Origin of the sequence: Agrobacterium sp. M50-1, assembly GCF_049843495.1 — a bacterium.
GTDB classification, from domain to species: domain Bacteria; phylum Pseudomonadota; class Alphaproteobacteria; order Rhizobiales; family Rhizobiaceae; genus Agrobacterium; species Agrobacterium radiobacter.
Window position 1 is genome coordinate 498,222 of the sequence record NZ_JBBHZH010000004.1, and the last position, 18,838, is coordinate 517,059.

At 59.9% G+C, this 18,838-nt stretch carries 17 protein-coding genes; 6 read left to right on the forward strand and 11 right to left on the reverse strand.

Going from position 1 to position 18,838, the window contains the following annotated elements; translation table 11 throughout:
- Positions 1-14 precede the first annotated feature (14 nt).
- The 3 genes from purN to WDZ78_RS12930 form a co-directional block, all read right to left on the reverse strand.
- Entirely contained in the window at positions 15-689 is a 675-nt protein-coding gene (gene purN, locus WDZ78_RS12920; protein WP_425673217.1) for a phosphoribosylglycinamide formyltransferase, read from the reverse strand.
- Positions 686-1,759 (reverse strand): phosphoribosylformylglycinamidine cyclo-ligase, encoded by a 1,074-nt coding sequence (purM, locus tag WDZ78_RS12925; RefSeq protein ID WP_425673218.1) that lies wholly within the window; start codon positions 1,757-1,759, stop codon positions 686-688. The genes purN and purM overlap by 4 nt, the downstream gene beginning before the upstream one ends.
- Before the next feature lie 123 nt (positions 1,760-1,882).
- Positions 1,883-2,677 carry a class I SAM-dependent DNA methyltransferase gene (locus WDZ78_RS12930; protein WP_425673219.1) on the reverse strand — a complete coding sequence of 265 codons (795 nt, stop codon included), beginning with the start codon at positions 2,675-2,677 and terminating at the stop codon, positions 1,883-1,885.
- A gap of 241 nt (positions 2,678-2,918) precedes the next feature.
- On the opposite strand from WDZ78_RS12930, the gene WDZ78_RS12935 reads away from it, so the two are divergent.
- Genes WDZ78_RS12935 through ppx form a run of 4 tightly spaced genes read left to right on the forward strand, consistent with a single transcriptional unit; the run spans position 2,919 to position 8,627 of the window.
- Positions 2,919-4,076 carry an AI-2E family transporter gene (locus tag WDZ78_RS12935; protein ID WP_425673221.1) on the forward strand — a complete coding sequence of 386 codons (1,158 nt, stop codon included), beginning with the start codon at positions 2,919-2,921 and terminating at the stop codon, positions 4,074-4,076.
- A 2-nt stretch (positions 4,077-4,078) separates the two neighbouring features.
- Entirely contained in the window at positions 4,079-4,807 is a 729-nt protein-coding gene (hdaA, locus tag WDZ78_RS12940; protein WP_020009457.1) for a DnaA regulatory inactivator HdaA, read from the forward strand.
- Complete coding sequence (locus WDZ78_RS12945) at positions 4,804-7,107, forward strand: RNA degradosome polyphosphate kinase (protein ID WP_425673222.1); 2,304 nt, start codon at positions 4,804-4,806, stop codon at positions 7,105-7,107. The genes hdaA and WDZ78_RS12945 overlap by 4 nt, the downstream gene beginning before the upstream one ends.
- Complete coding sequence (gene ppx, locus WDZ78_RS12950; protein ID WP_425673223.1) at positions 7,104-8,627, forward strand: exopolyphosphatase; 1,524 nt, start codon at positions 7,104-7,106, stop codon at positions 8,625-8,627. Before WDZ78_RS12945 ends, ppx begins: the two co-directional genes overlap by 4 nt.
- Positions 8,628-8,658: 31 nt before the next feature.
- Here ppx and WDZ78_RS12955 read toward each other — a convergent pair whose 3' ends face one another.
- The 8 genes from WDZ78_RS12955 to WDZ78_RS12990 form a co-directional block, all read right to left on the reverse strand.
- Positions 8,659-9,291, reverse strand: a complete 633-nt coding sequence (locus tag WDZ78_RS12955) for a DapH/DapD/GlmU-related protein (RefSeq protein WP_425673224.1) — start codon at positions 9,289-9,291, stop codon at positions 8,659-8,661.
- 150 nt (positions 9,292-9,441) lie between these two features.
- Positions 9,442-9,789 carry a hypothetical protein gene (locus tag WDZ78_RS12960; protein WP_425673225.1) on the reverse strand — a complete coding sequence of 116 codons (348 nt, stop codon included), beginning with the start codon at positions 9,787-9,789 and terminating at the stop codon, positions 9,442-9,444.
- Positions 9,790-9,963: 174 nt separating this feature from the next.
- A complete protein-coding gene (locus WDZ78_RS12965) occupies positions 9,964-10,311 on the reverse strand; it encodes a YunG family protein (RefSeq protein ID WP_020009451.1) in 348 nt (115 codons plus the stop codon).
- Between the two features lie 138 nt (positions 10,312-10,449).
- Positions 10,450-11,808 (reverse strand): esterase-like activity of phytase family protein, encoded by a 1,359-nt coding sequence (locus tag WDZ78_RS12970; RefSeq protein WP_425673226.1) that lies wholly within the window; start codon positions 11,806-11,808, stop codon positions 10,450-10,452.
- A gap of 154 nt (positions 11,809-11,962) precedes the next feature.
- Positions 11,963-12,991, reverse strand: a complete 1,029-nt coding sequence (locus WDZ78_RS12975) for an adenylate/guanylate cyclase domain-containing protein (protein WP_425673227.1) — start codon at positions 12,989-12,991, stop codon at positions 11,963-11,965.
- Positions 12,992-13,175: 184 nt separating this feature from the next.
- A complete protein-coding gene (locus WDZ78_RS12980) occupies positions 13,176-13,781 on the reverse strand; it encodes a hypothetical protein (RefSeq protein WP_026363449.1) in 606 nt (201 codons plus the stop codon).
- 80 nt (positions 13,782-13,861) lie between these two features.
- Positions 13,862-15,022, reverse strand: a complete 1,161-nt coding sequence (gene rnd / locus WDZ78_RS12985; RefSeq protein ID WP_003502177.1) for a ribonuclease D — start codon at positions 15,020-15,022, stop codon at positions 13,862-13,864.
- A gap of 82 nt (positions 15,023-15,104) precedes the next feature.
- Positions 15,105-16,376, reverse strand: a complete 1,272-nt coding sequence (locus WDZ78_RS12990) for an MFS transporter (RefSeq protein ID WP_111793932.1) — start codon at positions 16,374-16,376, stop codon at positions 15,105-15,107.
- 191 nt (positions 16,377-16,567) lie between these two features.
- Here WDZ78_RS12990 and aspS point away from each other — a divergent pair, with 191 nt between their 5' ends.
- Positions 16,568-18,355 carry an aspartate--tRNA ligase gene (gene aspS, locus WDZ78_RS12995; protein ID WP_020009446.1) on the forward strand — a complete coding sequence of 596 codons (1,788 nt, stop codon included), beginning with the start codon at positions 16,568-16,570 and terminating at the stop codon, positions 18,353-18,355.
- Between the two features lies 1 nt (position 18,356).
- Positions 18,357-18,833, forward strand: coding sequence for an FUSC family protein (locus tag WDZ78_RS13000; RefSeq protein ID WP_003502188.1), 477 nt, complete (start codon positions 18,357-18,359; stop codon positions 18,831-18,833).
- The last annotated feature ends 5 nt before the right edge of the window (positions 18,834-18,838 follow it).

Consider the following 18,838-nt stretch of genomic DNA (forward strand, 5'->3'; position numbering starts at 1 on the left):
TAGGAATAACTCTATCAGGAAGCGGAAATGAGGTTGGAATACTCAGCTTTACTTTCGCTGTCCGTGAAGGCGGCCTTACCGTCTTCCATTCGCACCTTGCCTTCGGCAAGCCGCTTCAGGGTCAGCGGATAGAGCTGGTGCTCGACGGTCAGTATCCGTGCCGCGAGTGTGTCGGCCGTATCGCCGGAAATGACCGGCACCGCGCCCTGCGCGATGGTCGGGCCTTCATCCATGCCTTCGGTGACGAAATGCACGGTGCAGCCGGAAATCTTCATGCCGCTGTCGATAGCGCGCTGATGAGTGTGCAGGCCGGGGAAGAGGGGCAGAAGGGAAGGGTGGATATTGATGATGCGGCCTTCATAGGGGGCAATGAAATCCCCAGATATCAGCCGCATGTAACCCGCAAGGCAGATGATATCAGGCGCAATCTCGCCAAGTGCGGCCAGAATGGCACCTTCGTGCTCCGCCTTGCTGGGATAGGTCTTGCGTTCGAAGACCAGCGTCGGAATACCGAGATCCCGTGCCTTTTCCAGCCCGCCCGCAGATGCCTTGTCCGAAATCACGCAGACGATTTCCGCTGGAAAATCCTCTGCCTGACAGGCCTTGGCCAGCGACACCATGTTGGAGCCGCTGCCGGAAATGAAAACGACGACGCGTTTGCGGCCGGACGAGAAGGCGGCGCTCATCATAGGCCGAGAGTGCCCTTGTAGATCGTACCGTGTGCACCTTCTTCACGGGCGACCATGCGGCCGAGCGGGAAAACGGTCTCGCCTTCCGCCGTCAGGGCGTCGGTGACCTTACCGGCATTTTCAGCCGAAACGACCACAATCATGCCGACGCCGCAATTGAAGGTGCGCAGCATTTCCTTCGCTTCAACGCCGCCGGTTTTTGCGAGCCACGAGAAGACGGCCGGAACCTTGATCGCGTCGAGATCAATCTCGGCAGCGAGATGCTTGGGCAGAACGCGCGGAATATTCTCCGGGAAACCACCGCCGGTAATGTGCGCCAGCGCCTTCAGCGCGCCGGTTTCGCGGATCGCCTTCAAAAGCGGCTTCACATAGATGCGGGTCGGCGTCAGCAGCGCTTCGCCAAGCTTCTTGCCATCCGCGAAGGGGGCAGGGGCGTCCCAGCCAAGACCGGAAACCGAAACGATCTTGCGCACCAGCGAGAAGCCGTTCGAATGAACACCGGAGGAAGAGAGCCCGAGAATGACGTCGCCTTCGGAAATATCGCCGGCCGGCAGAAGCTGTCCGCGTTCGGCGGCACCCACGGCAAAGCCCGCGAGATCGTAGTCGCCATCGGAATACATGCCGGGCATTTCGGCGGTTTCGCCGCCGATCAGCGCGCAGCCGGATTCGCGGCAACCGGCGGCAATGCCGGAAACGATGGCGGCGCCCTGATCCGGGTCGAGCTTGCCGGTCGCGAAATAATCGAGGAAGAACAGCGGTTCTGCGCCCTGGACAACGAGATCGTTGACGCACATGGCGACGAGATCGATGCCGACGGTGTCATGGTAGTCAGCGTCGATGGCGATCTTCAGCTTGGTGCCGACGCCGTCATTGGCTGCCACCAGAACCGGATCGGTGAAGCCTGCGGCCTTGAGATCGAACAGGCCGCCGAAGCCGCCGATTTCGCCATCCGCACCGGGACGCCGCGTCGAACGCACCGCCGGTTTGATCTTTTCGACCATCAGGTTGCCGGCGTCGATATCCACACCTGCATCACTATAGGTAAGACCGTTCTTGCCCGACTGGCTCATGGCTCTCGTCTCCGCTGGTTCCTTTGGCGTCGCCATTCGCACGGGACGGGGCCTGATGCAAGGGTTTGAGTGGCAAAAGCTCCGGTTTTTAACGGCTTTGGCGGGGCTTGCCGGATTGAGTGCTCACGATGGCTGCGGAGCGGCGCGACAGACGAGATTGAGCAGGCCGTCATTGGAGGTATCGGAATTTTCCTCTATCGGCCGACCGTTTTCGCCGTAACGCGCGACGATCTCAAAGCCTGCCGCTTCCAGTTGCCGGGTCTGGGCGGCAAGGTCGATGAAATAAAACAGGCCGCTCCAGCGGTGCGCCTGATCCGCGAGAATTGCATATTCCGGCGTCTGCCTTGTCTGAGGCTGCAGGCGCAGATAGTTGATCCAGCTTTGCGGATGCAGCGAATTCACCACCTCGCGCGGGTGCCAGGAACGCCGATGCAGCGGCATGCCGCCAGCCCGCTTCCATTGCCGGTTATGAAACGAAAAGATGAAGTAACCGCCCGGTGACAGAATGCTTCGGACGGCATTGATGATGGCAAGCCGGTCTTCATGGCCGAAGGCGCTTAAGATCGCGAGCGCGCCGAGCACGCAATCGAAACGCTCCGCGCCGAATTGGCCGATCGCCCGTACATCCATGTCCAGAAACGTCGCGGCGGGAAAATTGCGCCGCGCAAGCGCAAGCATGGGCTGCGAGCGGTCAATACCGATATATTCGCCGACCAGCGGCAGAAGCGGTTTCGTCGTTCGGCCGGTGCCGACGCCGAGGTCAAGCAGCCGCTTGCCCGCATAGGCATGGCGGAACTGATCGAGAATGATGCGTTCGGCGGGGTAAAGCTGCTGGTTGTCGTACCATTCGGCGACTTCGGGATTATCGAAGAGGCCGGCATTATAGTCCGCGATGCCATTTTCACTGGTGCTCTGCATCGTGCCCCCGGTCGCCGGTCATGAAGGGCGACGCTGGCCCGTCCGGCAATATTTGATAGTTGTCTAATATTTTCCGCCGGTCAACCTGCCGTTGCGAGAGGTTGACCGGAAATGAGGGGTTTTGTCGCTGTGCGGGCAGTCTCCTTCTGCCGACGCGCCAAAGCGCCGGTCTTGACCATGTGCACATGCCCATCCTATCTCCATCATGGGCAGTGACGGTACGGCGAAAAAGGAAGAACGGATGCAACCCCATGTGAGTGGTATGAACCTGCGCCGGCAGGTGTTTTTCTGGATCGGCGTGCTTGCCGTCTTTATCCTTTTCCTGATGGTCTTCAGCTCCATTCTCCTGCCCTTCGTGGCGGGCATGGCGCTTGCTTATTTTCTCGATCCGGTGGCCGACTGGCTGGAGCGGCGGGGCTTGAGCCGGTTGATGGCGACGGTCGTCATCCTCGTCTCCTTCGTGCTGATCTTCGCACTGTCGCTCATCATCATCATTCCGCTGATTGCCGCCCAGGCCTCGGAATTCATCACGCGCATTCCGCAATATATTTCGTCGCTGCAGCAATTGATCGCTGGCGCGGATACGAACCTCCTGCCGGACTGGGTGAGCAGCCAGATCAACTCGGTAAAGGAGAACTTTTCAAAGCTCCTGACGGAGGGCGCAGGCTTCATCGGGACGCTTTTGACGCAGATATGGAATTCCGGCAAATCGCTGGTCGATGTCATGTCGCTGCTGGTCGTCACGCCCGTCGTCGCCTTCTACCTTCTGCTCGACTGGGACCGGATGATCGACAAGGTCGACAGCTGGATACCGCGCGACTATGTCCATACCGTCCGCCAGATCGCCCGCGACATGGACAAGACCATTGCCGGTTTCGTGCGCGGGCAGGGGTCGCTCTGCATCATTCTCGGGGTTTATTACGCCGTCGGCCTGTCGCTGGTGGGCTTGAATTTCGGCCTGCTGATCGGCCTTTTTTCGGGTCTCATCAGCTTCATTCCCTATATCGGTTCCATGGTCGGCCTCATCCTCGCCGTCGGCGTCGCCATCGTGCAGTTCTGGCCGGACTATATTTATGTCTTCCTGACGCTCGTCGTGTTCTTTTCCGGCCAGTTCATCGAAGGCAACATCCTGCAGCCGAAGCTTGTCGGCAAAAGCGTCGGCCTGCATCCGGTCTGGCTGATGTTCGCCCTCTTTGCTTTCGGTGCGCTTTTCGGTTTCGTCGGGCTTCTCGTGGCGGTGCCGGCTGCGGCGGCGGTCGGCGTGCTTGTCCGCTTCGCCTTGTCGCGGTATCTTGAAAGCGATCTTTACCATGGGCATGCCGCCAACCTTCCCTGGGACACAAATGCGACCCTGGAAGAAGGGGAAACGTCCTCCGGCAAGGTTGACTCTCAGAGCTGACGATGACTGACCAAATCAAAACCGACAATGCCCGGTCGAAGGCCGAGCAGCTGCCGCTCGCATTCTCGCACCAGTCCGCTTCCGGCAGGGACGATCTCCTCGTCTCCGCCTCGCTTGCGGCTGCCGTCAGCCTCATCGATGAGTGGCCGAACTGGCGCTCGCCCGTGGTCGTGCTGGCCGGGCCGCCGGGCTCGGGAAAATCGCATCTCGCCAATATCTGGAAAAATATCAGCGACGCGCGCGACATTCACCCCGAAGCCGGCGCGGATGCCGCGCGTGCGGCCGAAACGGGACCGGTTCTTTTCGAAGATGCCGACCGGCGCGGTTTCGACGAGACCGAGCTTTTCCATGTCATCAACAGCGTGCGTCAGCACGGCACGACGCTTTTGATAACCAGCCGGCAATGGCCGGCGGCATGGCCGGTGACGCTGCCGGACCTGCGTTCGCGCCTTAAAGCCGTGACGGTGGTGGAAACCGGTGAACCGGACGAAGGGCTGCTTGCGCAGGTGCTGGTGAAACTCTTCGCCGACCGGCAGCTTTACATGGATGACAAACTCATAGGTTACATCGTCAATAGAATGGAGCGTTCGCTCGATACGGCGCAGACGATCGTGGACCAAATCGACCGGCTGGCGCTCGCGCGTGGAACGAGAATTACACGTCCGCTGGTAGCTGAGGTCCTCAATGCGATGGACAGCGCGAGAGCGGATAGCGGACTGGACGGCGATTGACTGTCACAGTTCCGTCGTCAAACTGTTATACGGGCAAGAAGGACGATCGCGCGATGCAGCAGGATCACGGGACGGAAATAAGTCAGGGGACGGAACAGGGAATGGACGCTATCGCGCAGGACGACTTCAACAAGGTTCAGCCGGTGACTGAGGGCGAAAGCCTTTGGGACAGCCCGGCGCGTTTCATCAACCGCGAATTTTCCTGGCTCCAGTTCAATCGCCGCGTTCTCGAGGAAACGCTGAACACGGATCACCCGCTTCTGGAGCGTCTGCGTTTCCTTTCCATCTCGGCCGCCAATCTCGATGAATTCTTCATGGTCCGGGTCGCCGGTCTTGAAGGCCAGGTACGTCAGAAGATCACCGTCAAGACGCCCGACGGCAAGACACCGGCCGAGCAGCTCGAAGATATTCTGAAGGAAATCGACAATCTGCAGATGGAGCAGCAGGCTTCGCTTGCCGTTCTGCAGCAATATCTCGCCAAGGAAGAAATCTTCATCGTGCGTCCGGCCGCACTTTCCGATGCGGATCGTACCTGGCTGGGCACCGAATTCGAGGAACGCATTTTTCCGGTGCTGACGCCGCTATCCATCGATCCGGCGCATCCGTTCCCCTTCATTCCGAACCTCGGTTTCTCGATGGGCCTGCAGCTTGACAGCGTTAACGGCCGCGAGCCGATGACGGCGCTCCTGCGCCTGCCGCCGGCGCTCGACCGTTTCGTGCGCCTGCCGGATGACAAGAACGCCATCCGTTACATCACGCTGGAAGATGTGGTCGGCCTGTTCATTCACCGGCTTTATCCCGGTTATAGCGTCAAGGGCTTCGGCACGTTCCGCATCATCCGCGACAGCGATATCGAAGTCGAAGAAGAGGCGGAAGATCTGGTCCGTTTCTTCGAAAGCGCGCTGAAGCGCCGTCGCCGAGGTTCCGTTATCCGCATCGAGACCGACAGCGAAATGCCGCAGTCGCTGCGCCAGTTCGTGGTGCATGAGCTTGGCGTGCCTGATAATCGCGTCGCCGTTCTGCCCGGCCTTCTGGCGCTCAACACCATCTCGGAAATCGTCCGCGCGCCGCGCGACGACCTGAAATTCGAGCCTTATAACGCCCGTTTCCCCGAGCGCGTGCGCGAACATGCGGGCGATTGCCTTGCCGCCATCCGCGAAAAGGACATGGTGGTTCACCACCCATATGAAAGCTTCGACGTGGTCGTGCAGTTCCTGCTGCAGGCGGCGCGCGATCCTGAAGTGCTCGCCATCAAGCAGACGCTTTACCGCACCTCCAATGACAGCCCGATCGTTCGCGCGCTGATCGACGCGGCGGAAGCCGGCAAATCCGTCACCGCGCTGGTGGAACTGAAGGCGCGTTTCGACGAAGAGGCGAACATCCGCTGGGCGCGCGACCTGGAGCGCGCCGGCGTGCAGGTCGTCTTCGGCTTCATCGAGCTCAAGACCCATGCCAAGATGTCGATGGTGGTGCGTCGCGAGGACGGCAAGCTCAGAACCTATTGCCACCTCGGCACCGGCAACTATCACCCGATCACGGCCAAGATTTACACCGACCTGTCCTTCTTCACCTGCAACCCGAAGATCGCCCACGACATGGCGAATATCTTCAACTTCATCACGGGTTACGGCGAGCCGGAAGAGGGTATGAAGCTCGCCATTTCGCCCTATACGCTGCGCGCGCGCATCGTGAAGCACATTAATGAAGAGATCGAGCACGCCAAGCGCGGTGCGCCGGCGGCGATCTGGATGAAGATGAATTCGCTGGTCGATCCTGAAATCATCGATTCCCTTTACCGCGCAAGTGCTGCGGGCGTGGAGATCGATCTCGTCGTGCGCGGCATCTGCTGCCTGCGCCCGCAGGTGGCGGGACTGTCGGACAATATCCGCGTCAAATCCATCGTCGGCCGCTTCCTCGAACACAGCCGCATCTTCTGCTTCGGCAACGGTTTCGGCCTGCCGTCCGACAAGGCGCTGGTCTATATCGGCTCGGCCGACATGATGCCGCGCAACCTTGATCGGCGCGTGGAAACGCTTGTCCCGCTCACCAACCCCACGGTGCACGAGCAGGTTCTTTCACAGATTATGCTGGGCAATCTCATTGACAACCAGCAGAGCTACGAGATACTTGCGGACGGAACGTCGAGGCGCATTGAGGTGCGTAAAGGCGAAGAACCGTTCAACGCGCAGCACTATTTCATGACCAATCCCAGCCTTTCCGGACGTGGTGAAGCCCTGAAATCCAGTGCGCCCAAATTGATTGCCGGGTTGATTTCGTCCCGCAAGAAACAGGCTGAATGACTCGATCAGAAGCACAGGGGCGGCTGACCGGCCTTGCCCCCGTTTCCGTCATAGATATTGGTTCGAACTCCGTTCGTCTTGTTGTATATGAAGGTCTTTCCCGCGCGCCCGCGGTGCTGTTCAACGAAAAGGTCCTGTGCGGCCTTGGCAAGGGACTGGCGCTGACGGGCCGCATGCATGAGGAAGGTGTCAGCCGCGCGCTGATGGCGCTCAGGCGTTTTCATGTACTTTCCGAGCAGGCGCAGGCGCAGAAGCTCTATGTTCTGGCAACAGCCGCGGCGCGTGAGGCGGAAAACGGCCCGGATTTCATTCGTGAGGCCGAAGCCATTCTCGGCTGCGAGATCGAGGTGCTGTCAGGCGAAAAGGAAGCGCTTTATTCCGCCTATGGCGTGATCAGCGGTTTCCATGATCCAGACGGCATTGCGGGTGACCTCGGTGGCGGTTCGCTCGAACTCATCGATATCAAGGGCAAGAGCTGCGGGCAGGGCATCACCCTGCCGCTCGGCGGCCTGCGGCTGTCGGAGCAGTCGGACGGCTCGCTGGAAAAAGCGGCGACGATTGCCAGAAAACACGTCAAATCCTTTGCGAAGCTGTTGGCGGCGGGCGAGGGGCGCACCTTCTATGCAGTCGGCGGCACCTGGCGAAACATTGCCAAACTGCACATGGAAATATCAGGCTATCCGCTGCATATGATGCAGGGTTATGAATTGCCGCTGGAGGAAATGCTGAATTTTCTCGAGGAGGTCATCGTCTCCCGGGATAGCAAGGACCCGGCCTGGCAGGCGGTTTCCAAGAACCGTCGTTCGCTTCTGCCGTTTGGCGCCATCGCCATGCGCGAAGTTCTAAAGGCGATGAAACCCGCAAAGATCGCCTTCTCGGCGCAAGGCGTGCGCGAAGGTTATCTCTATTCGCTGCTGACGGAAGCCGAGCGCGAATCCGATCCGCTTCTGGTTGCTGCCGATGAACTCGCCATTCTGCGCGCCCGCTCGCCGGAACATGCGCGCGAGCTGGCGGACTGGAGCGGCCGCACCTTCCCTGTCTTCGGCATCGACGAGACGGAAGAGGAAAGCCGTTACCGACAGGCGGCCTGCCTTCTCGCCGATATCAGCTGGCGCGCCCATCCGGATTATCGCGGCCTGCAGGCGCTCAACATCATCGCCCATTCCTCCTTCGTGGCGATCACCCATCCCGGCCGCGCCTATATTGCGCTTGCCAATTATTATCGTTTCGAAGGTCTGAACGACAACGGCACTACCGAGCCGCTCGCGGCGATGGCAGGCGACCGGTTGCAGGAACTTGGCAAGCTGCTCGGCGGCCTGCTGCGCGTGGTTTATCTTTTCTCGGCCTCGATGCCCGGTGTCGTTGATCACCTGAAATTCCGCAAGTCCGACAATCCGGACCTCGATCTCGAATTCGTGGTGCCGCACGATTATTGCGATTTCGCCGGCGAGCGGCTGGATGGCCGCCTGCAGCAGCTGGCAAGGCTGACGGGCAAGCGGCTGGCATTCGTCTTCGAGTAACCGGTGAGAGAAGTCTGCTATGCGGCGCGGGTTAGGACCAGCGCTCGCAAAAGGCTTCAATATCGTTCGACTGGAAATCGGAAAGCCGCGTCATGATCGTTTCGAATGGCCAGTCCCACCAGGCGATGGATGAAAGCTTTTCGGCGATGGATCGTGAAAATCGTTCACGAATGATTTTCGCGGGCACGCCGCCGACAATGGTATAGGGCGGCACATCCCTGGTGACGACAGCGCCGGCGGCAAGCACTGCACCGTCTCCGACCGTCACGCCCGGCAAGACGATAACCCCGTGACCGATCCAGACATCGTGACCGATAATGGCGCGGTCCTGCTTGCGCTGGTCGAAAAAGGCGTCGTCGCGCACCGCATCGGCAGAATAATATTCAGGGCAGTAGCTGAAACGATGCATGGATGGCCGGTCCATCGGATGGTTCGGCGCGCCTATCCGGACCTCCGCAGCGATGGCGCAGAATTTTCCGACTATCGCGTCACCGACCATGCAGCGGGGTCCAAGGTAGGAATAATTCCCGAGTTCGACATTGTGCAGGGATGTATCCGCCAGAATTTCGCAGCACTCGCCGACGTTTGAATCTCTTATGCTCGCCGTCGCATGGATGACGGTTTCTGCGATTTTCGGGCGCTTGATTTGCAAAGACGAATCCATTCCAGCCTCCAGATTTGCGCCTGCTTAACCGGGGATGATGAAAGGCCTGTGACGACGGCCAAAGCGGTTCAAGCGGGCCGGCCGTTCCCTCGCAAATGCGGGTCATGTGGTTTGCCCGAAAGAGCGAAATCCTGTTTTTACGGGCGCATGTCACTCATTGGAGATATTGGCGGCGGGATCTCGTTTCTTCCAGTAGTGCTCGGTGATGTTTTGAGCGTTCCGAATGATGTGACCGGCGATTTCAGGGTCTCCGCCCTCGAATGTTTCCGGATCGGCGCCGCATAACAGCAGGAAGAGCTGCTGATGGGCGACGGCGGCAAAATAATCGTGGGGCGGTGGCTGCATGTCTGAATCGACGGCCTGGAATGCCTCGGCGACCTCTTTGCTGGCGCGCTCAAGCGCTGCGTGAATGGCGGCCATCATCGCTGCTTCCTTGCGCTGCAATATGTCATGAACCTGCCGCTCTGCCGGTGTCAGAACCGGACAACTCTCACTCATCGAATGTCTCTCCTGTAGGTGCGACCATTTTGCTGAGCGATATTATCGCATGGATTGTGTCGGCTTTGCGGGAAAGACTGAAATCGAGGTGCTGGAGCATGGCGCAATGCTTGGCCATCGTGCCGGAAAACGCGGATCGAAACGGCAGTGGACTGGTACTGTTTTGTAAAAGGCTCAGCCGTGCCCCAGCGCCTTCCGGATGCAGGCGCTGAGATAGGCATATTGCAGGGGCGTTATCGTCGCCATGGCTTCCGTGCGGCTGGCAAGCCTGTCCTGATAGCCGACAGGAGTATCGAACTGGCTGAAGGTGAAATCCCAGCGCGTGCCTTCAACGATATTGTAAAAATGCTCAGCGCCGCTGACGGCGGTTTTGGCGAGTTCGCCGCCGAAAATATCCTGCACCACCAGCGCGGTGACGCTGCCTTGCCCCCTGGCGGGGTTTTCGCGCGACCAGAGGCTGCTGGTCTCACCCGACCAGCTTTTCTTCAGGGCGTAATAAAGTCTCTCTGAATTGTCCTGCATGAAATGTCTTCTTTTCCGCAAGCATGTTTCGGTTAGAATCTGAGAATCGGAACGGAGCGCCCGGCAGACCTTTGTGTCTATCGGGCGCTCCGTCCGGATCATTCGCCGCTGCAAAAGCGGTTGGCAGCGGCCGTAGTCTTACTTCGCGTCGAGCAGGTCCTTGACCTCAAGCAGGACGAATTCGTTATCATCGGCCTTGTCCAGCGCGCGGCCGGCCGAGAAGGGCAGGTTGTTGTCGTTGCCGACGATGATATGCGTGGCATCGACGCGATCGACATTCTCGATGGTGACGAAAGGCATGTCGTAATAGCCGTTACCGCCGCCCTGGCGCTTCTTGTTGTCGGGGTCGGAGATTTTCAGAAGATCGATATAACCGATCTTGCGCGCGGCCTTGCCGACATTGGCGTCATTGAATTCGATCTTGTAGATGCGCTTCACCTTGGAAGGCACGGCAAAGCAGTTTGCTTCCGGCTTCTTCGGGTCGGCGCAGGCCTTGTCGGCGGTGCCGGCGCCATTGTCACGCTCGATGACCAGCGCGGTGCTGTCATCCAGCATGTTGAAGTCACCGATGGCTTCGCCGCCCTGGGCCAGCGGATAGAGCCATGTGCGGCCGGTCCATTCCTTCTTGGCGGTGTCTAGCTCGATGATGCGCAGTGCGGTTGCGCCGTCTTCGGTCTTCTCCACCTGGCCGTCAGCCATGTAAAGCGGGCCTTCCAGAAGGCCGTAGAGCTTGGAGCCGTCCTTGGAGAGCGCCATCCCTTCATAACCGCCCGAGCGCTTCAGGTTGAAGGCCGCCATCTTCTGCGTGGGGTTGCCGGGCAGGGCGAGAGTGGGGTGATCGGGAGACTTCACCTCGATGTCGCCGGCCTTGGTGGAGATCACGTCGGTCAGCTTGCCGTCACGGGTGAATTTCAGGATGTAAGGACCGAATTCCTCGCCGACCCAGAAACCATCGGCAACGGGCTGAATGGATTCGACGTCGAAATCGGCGCCCGTCAGGTAACGCTTGCTCGAACCTTCGAGAACGATGGGGAAAGGCGCCTTCATGTCGGGATCGGAGAGGAACACGGTTTCAAGCGCGTTGACCTTGCCGGCGTCCCAGTCGAATTTCAGATGGTGAAGCATCAGCATGGCGTCGCTGGAATTGAGCTTGGAACCGAAGCCATTGTCGGAAAGGCTCCAGAAGCTGCCGTCGGGCATGGCCTTGATGCCGGAAAAACCCTGCATCGGCTGGCCGTTGAACGGCATGGAAAGGCCGGTCAGGCGTACGCCATCCTTGCCGGGCACGGTGCCGAGACCTTCGGCGCGCTTGCGATCTGCGGTCGTGAACTTGGCGGAGGTCTTGAGATGTTCAGGCGCGTCAGCAGGTGCTGCGATGATGGTGTTGGCCGGCAGGATGGCGTGCGAGACCAGCTTTGCCGGAAACTCCTGTTCCGCCGCATAAGACGCGGAGGCGAGTGCAAGAATGGCGCAGGACGCAAAAAGAATGTGTTTCATGATGGAGACCCCTCTCAATACCTGTTGAAGACAGGATTGAGGCGATAGGGTCGTCGCATGACAGGCAGGTGATTGCCGTTTGAAGCTTTGATGAATTTTGATGACGGGCGTTGGGTTAAACGAAACGGCGCGGCATTTTGCAGCCGTTTACCCCTCAAACCACGGGGGGCTGGTATTGGCTGAGTGTGCAGACGCCCAGCGTCTGGCCACGGCCTTTCACGGCATGTTCACCCAGATATTCGCTGCGAACGCCTTTCGGAAGCACCAGCTGATGAGCGAGGTCTGCGGATATGAGCACCGGATGACCGAGCATCTTGCTGAGCGATTCGAGACGTGACGTGGTGTTCACCGTATCGCCGAAATAGGTGATCTTGTGATGGTCGACGCCGATTTCCGCCGTGATGACCGGCCCGCCGTGGATGGCGAAGCGCAGGCGCGGCACTTCGCCGAAGCGGGAGAGCCACATGTCCCGGTTGCTTTCAACGGTCGCCTGAATATCGAATACGCAACGCACGCAGGCCGCCCGCCTTATCGCCATGTGATAGGGCCAAGTGATGATGGCGGCGTCGCCAATATAATCATCGATGACACCGCCGTGTTTTCTGACCGGCGCGGCATAACTTGCGAAAATTTCACCCAGAAACTCCTGAGCCTTCAGGTCGCCGTGGGTTTCCGCAAAGGAGGTGGAGCCGACGAGATCGATGAAGATGAAAACGCGGTCTTCGCTGACGGGGCGGCGATAGCGCCCGAGAATGAGATCGATGAAGATATCGCGGCCGAGAAGCTCGCGCACGCGCATGATGAAGACGATGATGCCGCAGACAATGAGGGTGAAAATCAGCGTCTGCAGTTCGGCGTGCACCGCCCGTTTCCAGGTGCCGGGAAATATTCCGCTCAACCACAGGATGGTGCCGCCAAGCCCGAAACCGCAAAAGACGAGGATGGCGTAGATGATGAGGCCGACGGCGATATAGGCGGGTGTCGGCAAAGCGCTGACCTGCCGCGACAGGCCGGGCATGATGTAACCGCGTTCAAAAGCGAGAATCGGTGCGCAGGCGAAGAGCGCATAGGTCGCGCCGATCAGCGCGCCGCCGCCATATTCCAGAAAGGCGTAGGCCACGCCGCTGCCGGCCACGGCAACGAACAGCACCACGTAATCCAGAATGGGCAGCAATTTTCTCATGTCGGTTCTTGATCTCGGGAAGGGGAGGCCCCGCGCTCCCTTCGGGCGAAGCTTCTGTTCAGGTCATATGCGACATTAGTGTGGAAAAAGCGCTGCAAAAAGTGAGCAATCGGTAAGGTTGCATGAAGGATTGGTAAGGCTGTTGCGCTGTTGCCGCAAAATCGGCGTCGCCGTCGCGCTACGTCTAATAGGATGTTCTGTAGTAGACGGTTTCAAGCGGGGATTGCGGCCGGTCGTCCGGCGAGCGGTTCGACCATTTGACGGGAAAGGCGGCAAAACGCAGCTTGTTACCGTCGATCCATGCCCGGTCGAACAGGGTCTCGCCTTTGCGGGCGAAGGTGATGGCGGCACAGGTGCGGCCGTCGACATCGAAGGAAATGTTTTCCTTCCAGCCGCTCAAGCCGCAGCCCATGCCTTTCGGGTCGCGATTATAGTGGTCAACGACGTCGCCGTCATTCGGCGTCATGGTGATGGCGGTGACGGTATGGGCAAAGAGCAGGCTAGCCTGATCTTTCAGGCCGCCATCCAGCGTACCTTCATAACGCACCTGCACCGTGGGCTGCTGGCAGCCGCTGCGGGCATAGATCTGCGAGACCGCGTGCATGCGATTGTCGCGAATGGTGATGCGCGTGACGATGCCGTGTCGGTCGTTCTTGCCGATCTTCAGGCAGTCGGTCGTCCATTCGCCCTGAAGGTCGATCCTCTCTTCGGCGGCCCGGGCGGGAAGAGAGGGAAGAATGCCGGCCGCCGTTAAAAGGGCGGCGAGCAGCAGAGTGTGGGCAGGTTTCATGGCAATACCCTCGAATCGCGCGACCATCGGTAAAGAGATGAGACGCGATGCGGGCAAAATTGCGGAAAAGCAGAGGGCGGTTACGCCTCGCTTGCCGCAACCTCCACCGCCTCGACCTTCTTGCCGGCGAAACGCAATGCCACTTCGCCATTGATGAGCTTCAAGGCCACATCGCCGAAGAGTTCTCGCCGCCAGCCGGTCAGCGCCGCAACGGTCGCCTTCTCGCCTTCGGAGGCGATCTTGTCCAGATCGTCGCTGTTGGCGATGACCTTGGCGGCGACGCCGTGCTTGTCCGCCGTCAGCTTCAGGAGAACCTTGAGCAGCTCCACGGCAGCGCCGGAACCTTCCGGTGCGTGGCTGTGGCGCGGCGCCTTGGGCATTTCCTCTTTCGGAAGCGCCAGCGCCGCATTCACGGTCTCGATGATGGCGGTGCCGGAGGCGGATCGTTCCCAGCCCTTGGGAATGGTGCGCAGGCGCGACAGCGCCTCGGCATCCTTCGGCTGCTGCTGGGCGATTTCAAAGATCGCATCGTCCTTCAGGACGCGCGAACGCGGCACGTTGCGCGAACGCGCTTCCCGTTCGCGCCAGGCGGCGACGAATTTGAGGATGGCAAGTTCCGTCGGCTTGCGCAGACGCGATTTCAGCCGCAGCCACGCATCGTCGGGATGCATGTCATAGGTGTCGCGGGATTCCAGAATGTCCATCTCTTCGGTCAGCCACAGCGAGCGGCCTTCGCGCTCCAGCTGCGCCTTCAGCGCCAGATAGACATCGCGCAGATGGGTCACGTCGGCCAGCGCGTAATCCAGCTGCTTTTCGGTCAGAGGACGGCGGCTCCAGTCGGTGAAACGCGAGGATTTGTCGATCTGCACGTTTTTGATCTTCTGCACCAGCTGATCGTAGGAGATCGAGTCGCCAAAACCGCAGACCATGGCGGCGACCTGCGTATCGAAGATCGGATGGGGAATAAGCCCGCCGAGATGGTAGATGATTTCGATGTCCTGTCGCGCGGCATGGAAAACCTTCACGACATCAGGATTGGCCATCAGTTCGAACAGCGGGGTGAGATCGATACCCTTGGCGAGCGGATCGACCAGCACTTCAAGCGTCGGGCTTGCCATCTGCACGAGACAAAGCTCCGGCCAGAAGGTGGTTTCCCGCAGAAATTCGGTGTCGATGGTGATGAATTCCGATTTCGCCAGTTCCGTGCAGGCTTCGGCGAGGGCGGCAGTCGTTTCAATCATTGCAAATGGCCACTCGTGAAAATTATCCGTCTTACTTTCCCTTTGCCGGGCGCATGTCAATACAAAGCCCGCTTTTGAAGGCTCAAGGATCGTTTTTCTCGGGCGGATTTGGCTCCGGCCCATCGTTTTTGGGCGGCGGGGGGGCGGCGAGCTTCTGGAAATAGGCGGATGTGCGCAAGAGCGAGCGGAACCGCCAGTTCCTCTCCTCAACCGGAACGCCCTCGCGCACCTGCAGCCGGTAGATGGTGTAGGCAATGAAAACGATCTGGATCGCGGCCGTATAGCTGAACAACGCCTTCGGCCCGAACTGGTCGATCAGCACGGAAGCGAGCAGCGGCCCGACGGTTGCGCCCACCGACCAGAAGAACAAAAGCCCGGCGGAAACCATCGCATGTTCGCCCTCTTTCGCATGGTCGTTGCCGTGCGCGGAGCTGAGGGAATAGAGCGGCAACGCAAAGGCGCCGAAGATGAAGACGCCGATGATGTTGCTCCATTCGTCCGTGCCGGCGAAGAAGGCGAGGAACAGGCCGACGATAACAGAACCGGCGGTAGTGGCGAGAATGATGATGCGGCGATCATAACGGTCGGAATAGACGCCGAGCGGATATTGCAGCACCACGCCGCCGATGATGCCCGCACTCATGAAGGTGGCGATGGCGGTAACGGACAAGCCGATCTGTTCGGCATAGATCGGGCCGATATTACGGAACGCCGCCATGCTGAGGCCGACGGCCACGCAGCCGACGACGGCGAGCGGCGAGATACGCCAGACGGCGAAAAGATTGAAGGGAATCTGTTTCGGCGGCGCGGGGTTGGATTTGTCGGCAAGCGAGATCGGCACCAGCGACAGCGTGAGCGCCATGGCGATCAGCGAGAATACGATGGGCCCGTCGATGCCGGCGACGGGAATGATATATTGGGCGAGCGTCACGGAGCCGAGATCGACGAAACGATAGATGGAAAGCGTGCGGGCGCGATTGGAATTCGTCACCTGCGCGTTGATCCAGCTTTCGATCGCGGCGAAAAGACAGGCGACCGCGATGCCGATCACAAAACGCATCGCCAGCCAGAAGAGCGGATGGGTGATGAGCGGCATGGCGATCGATGCGGCTGATGCAACGGCCGCCATGGTGGCAAAGGTGCGGATGTGGCCGATCTTGCGCAGCAGGCGCGTCACCGAAATGCAGCCAAGCGCGAAACCGAGGCTGTAGGCCGCGCTGATGAGGCCGATGGTGCTGGCCGAAAATCCTTCGGAGAGGCCGCGCAGCGCGATATAGGTTCCTTGCAGGCCGTTGCCGCCGATCAGAATGCCGGCGGTGACGAGAAGCGGGATAAGAGGTCTGATCTGGCTCATTGCGGGCCGACTCGGTTTGGCGTGCTGGATTAGCTCTATCTAAAGCGAAGGCAGGGGAAAGGACAGGCTGAAGGCGACATTGTTGCGCTTTGCCTTGACAAATCAGGCTGGCCATGCGCTTTTCCGGCAAATTTCGACAGTGCCGCCCATCTGGCCTCCAACGGGCCCACGACACGTTCCAGGATATAAAAATGCATCGTTACCGCAGCCACACCTGTGCCGCTCTCCGCAAGTCCGACGTCGGCGAAACCGTTCGCCTTTCCGGTTGGGTTCACCGCGTGCGAGATCATGGCGGCGTTCTCTTCATCGACCTTCGCGACCATTACGGCATCACCCAGGTGGTTGCCGATCCTGACAGCCCGGCCTTCAAGATTGCCGAAACGGTGCGCGGCGAATGGGTCATCCGCATCGACGGCCTCGTCAAGGCGCGCTCGGAGGACACCGTCAACAAGGGCATGGCGACCGGCGAGATCGAGCTTTACGCGCAGGAGATCGAGGTTCTGGGCGTTGCCAAGGAACTGCCGCTGCCGATCTTTGGCGAGCCGGAATATCCGGAAGATGTTCGCCTGAAGTACCGCTTCCTCGATCTTCGTCGCGAAACGCTGCACAAGAACATCGTCAAGCGCACGCAGATCATCTCCGCCATGCGTACCGGCATGGGCGAAATGGGCTTTGCCGAATATACGACGCCGATCCTCACCGCCTCCTCGCCGGAAGGCGCGCGCGACTTCCTCGTGCCCTCGCGTATTCATGAAGGCAAGTTCTTCGCGCTGCCGCAGGCGCCGCAGCAGTATAAGCAGCTTCTGATGGTGGCCGGTTTCGACCGCTACTTCCAGATCGCGCCTTGCTTCCGTGATGAAGATCCGCGCGCGGACCGTCTGCCGGGCGAATTCTACCAGCTCGACGTTGAAATGAGCTTCGTGACCCAGGAAGACGTCTGGACCACGATGGAGCCGATGATGACGGCCGTGTTCGAGAAGTTCGCCGAAGGCAAGCCTGTCACCAAGCAGTGGCCGCGCATTCCCTATGACGAGGCGATCCGCAAATACGGCTCCGACAAGCCTGATCTGCGCAACCCGATCGTCATGGAAGCCGTGACCGAGCATTTCGACGGTTCGGGCTTCAAGGTCTTCGCCAACATGATCGCTTCCAACCCCAAGGTTCAGGTCTGGGCGATCCCGGCCAAGACCGGTGGTTCGCGCGCTTTCTGCGATCGCATGAACGCCTGGGCGCAGAGCCAGGGCCAGCCGGGCCTCGGCTACATCTTCTGGAAGGAAGAAGACGGCAAGATCGCCGGCTCCGGCCCGCTCGCCAAGAACATCGGCGAGGAACGTACCGAAGCGCTGCGCACGCAGCTCGGCCTGGAAGCGGGCGATGCCTGCTTCTTCGTCGCCGGTGATCCCGCAAAGTTCTACAAGTTCGCCGGTGAGGCGCGCACGCGTGCAGCCGACGAGCTGAACCTGATCGACCGCGACCGTTTCGAAATGTGCTGGATCGTCGATTTCCCCTTCTTCGAATACAACGAGGAAGAAAAGAAGATCGACTTTGCCCACAACCCCTTCTCCATGCCGCAGGGCGGTCTGGAAGCGCTGGAAGGCGACGATCCGCTTTCCATCAAGGCCTTCCAGTATGACGCGGTCTGCAACGGCTTTGAAATCGCCTCGGGTTCGATCCGTAACCAGTCGCCCGAGCTGATGGTCAAGGCTTTCGAAAAGGTTGGCCTGTCGCAGAGCGACGTGGAAGAGCGCTTCGGCGGTCTTTACCGCGCCTTCCAGTATGGCGCGCCTCCGCATGGCGGCTGCGCCTTCGGTATCGACCGTGTGGTCATGCTTTTGGTCGGCGCCAAGAACCTGCGCGAAATCACCCTGTTCCCGATGAACCAGCAGGCGCAGGACCTCCTGATGAACGCGCCGTCGCCGGCAACGCCGACCCAGCTTCGCGAACTGGCGCTGCGCGTCGTTCCGTCCAAGAAGGACTGATATGTTGAAGACGCTGCTCGACCGTGTTCGCGCAGCCTTCACCCGTGCATTGGCGGCCGCACTTGCGGCCGCTTTTGCGTTCTGGGTCGCGCATCGCTGGCTGGGCCATCCGCAACCCGTCTTTGCCGCAATCAGCGCGCTGATCTGTCTCTCCCCCGGCATCCCAAGCCATGTCCGTCAAGGACTTGGGCTGATGGTCGGCGTCACCATCGGCATTCTCGTCGGGGAAGTCGCTCTTCTCGTCCCGCATGACTTCGCCGAAATCCGGCTCGCCTCGGCGACCTTCATCGCCATGATCCTCGCCACCATGTTCGGCCTGCCGGCGGTCGTGCCGATACAGGCCGGGGCTTCGGCCATGCTCGTTCTTTTGATGGGACCGCAGGTTGCCGGTTTTGTCCGTTTTGTCGATGTAATCGTGGGCGTGGCGACGGGTGTGGTCGTTGCGCTGGTCTTCTTTCGCGAGCGGCTGAAGCTCTAGCGATC

What these genes read in the sequence shown, in the direction of transcription:
- purN (WP_425673217.1), bottom strand. Translation starts at nt 689, where the DNA reads ATGATGAGCGCCGCCTTCTCGTCCGGCCGCAAACGCGTCGTCGTTTTC.
- purM (WP_425673218.1), bottom strand. Translation starts at nt 1,759, where the DNA reads ATGAGCCAGTCGGGCAAGAACGGTCTTACCTATAGTGATGCAGGTGTG.
- WDZ78_RS12930 (WP_425673219.1), bottom strand. Translation starts at nt 2,677, where the DNA reads ATGCAGAGCACCAGTGAAAATGGCATCGCGGACTATAATGCCGGCCTC.
- WDZ78_RS12935 (WP_425673221.1), top strand. Translation starts at nt 2,919, where the DNA reads ATGCAACCCCATGTGAGTGGTATGAACCTGCGCCGGCAGGTGTTTTTC.
- hdaA (WP_020009457.1), top strand. Translation starts at nt 4,079, where the DNA reads ATGACTGACCAAATCAAAACCGACAATGCCCGGTCGAAGGCCGAGCAG.
- ppx (WP_425673223.1), top strand. Translation starts at nt 7,104, where the DNA reads ATGACTCGATCAGAAGCACAGGGGCGGCTGACCGGCCTTGCCCCCGTT.
- WDZ78_RS12955 (WP_425673224.1), bottom strand. Translation starts at nt 9,291, where the DNA reads ATGGATTCGTCTTTGCAAATCAAGCGCCCGAAAATCGCAGAAACCGTC.
- WDZ78_RS12960 (WP_425673225.1), bottom strand. Translation starts at nt 9,789, where the DNA reads ATGAGTGAGAGTTGTCCGGTTCTGACACCGGCAGAGCGGCAGGTTCAT.
- WDZ78_RS12965 (WP_020009451.1), bottom strand. Translation starts at nt 10,311, where the DNA reads ATGCAGGACAATTCAGAGAGACTTTATTACGCCCTGAAGAAAAGCTGG.
- WDZ78_RS12970 (WP_425673226.1), bottom strand. Translation starts at nt 11,808, where the DNA reads ATGAAACACATTCTTTTTGCGTCCTGCGCCATTCTTGCACTCGCCTCC.
- WDZ78_RS12975 (WP_425673227.1), bottom strand. Translation starts at nt 12,991, where the DNA reads ATGAGAAAATTGCTGCCCATTCTGGATTACGTGGTGCTGTTCGTTGCC.
- WDZ78_RS12980 (WP_026363449.1), bottom strand. Translation starts at nt 13,781, where the DNA reads ATGAAACCTGCCCACACTCTGCTGCTCGCCGCCCTTTTAACGGCGGCC.
- rnd (WP_003502177.1), bottom strand. Translation starts at nt 15,022, where the DNA reads ATGATTGAAACGACTGCCGCCCTCGCCGAAGCCTGCACGGAACTGGCG.
- WDZ78_RS12990 (WP_111793932.1), bottom strand. Translation starts at nt 16,376, where the DNA reads ATGAGCCAGATCAGACCTCTTATCCCGCTTCTCGTCACCGCCGGCATT.
- aspS (WP_020009446.1), top strand. Translation starts at nt 16,568, where the DNA reads ATGCATCGTTACCGCAGCCACACCTGTGCCGCTCTCCGCAAGTCCGAC.
- WDZ78_RS13000 (WP_003502188.1), top strand. Translation starts at nt 18,357, where the DNA reads ATGTTGAAGACGCTGCTCGACCGTGTTCGCGCAGCCTTCACCCGTGCA.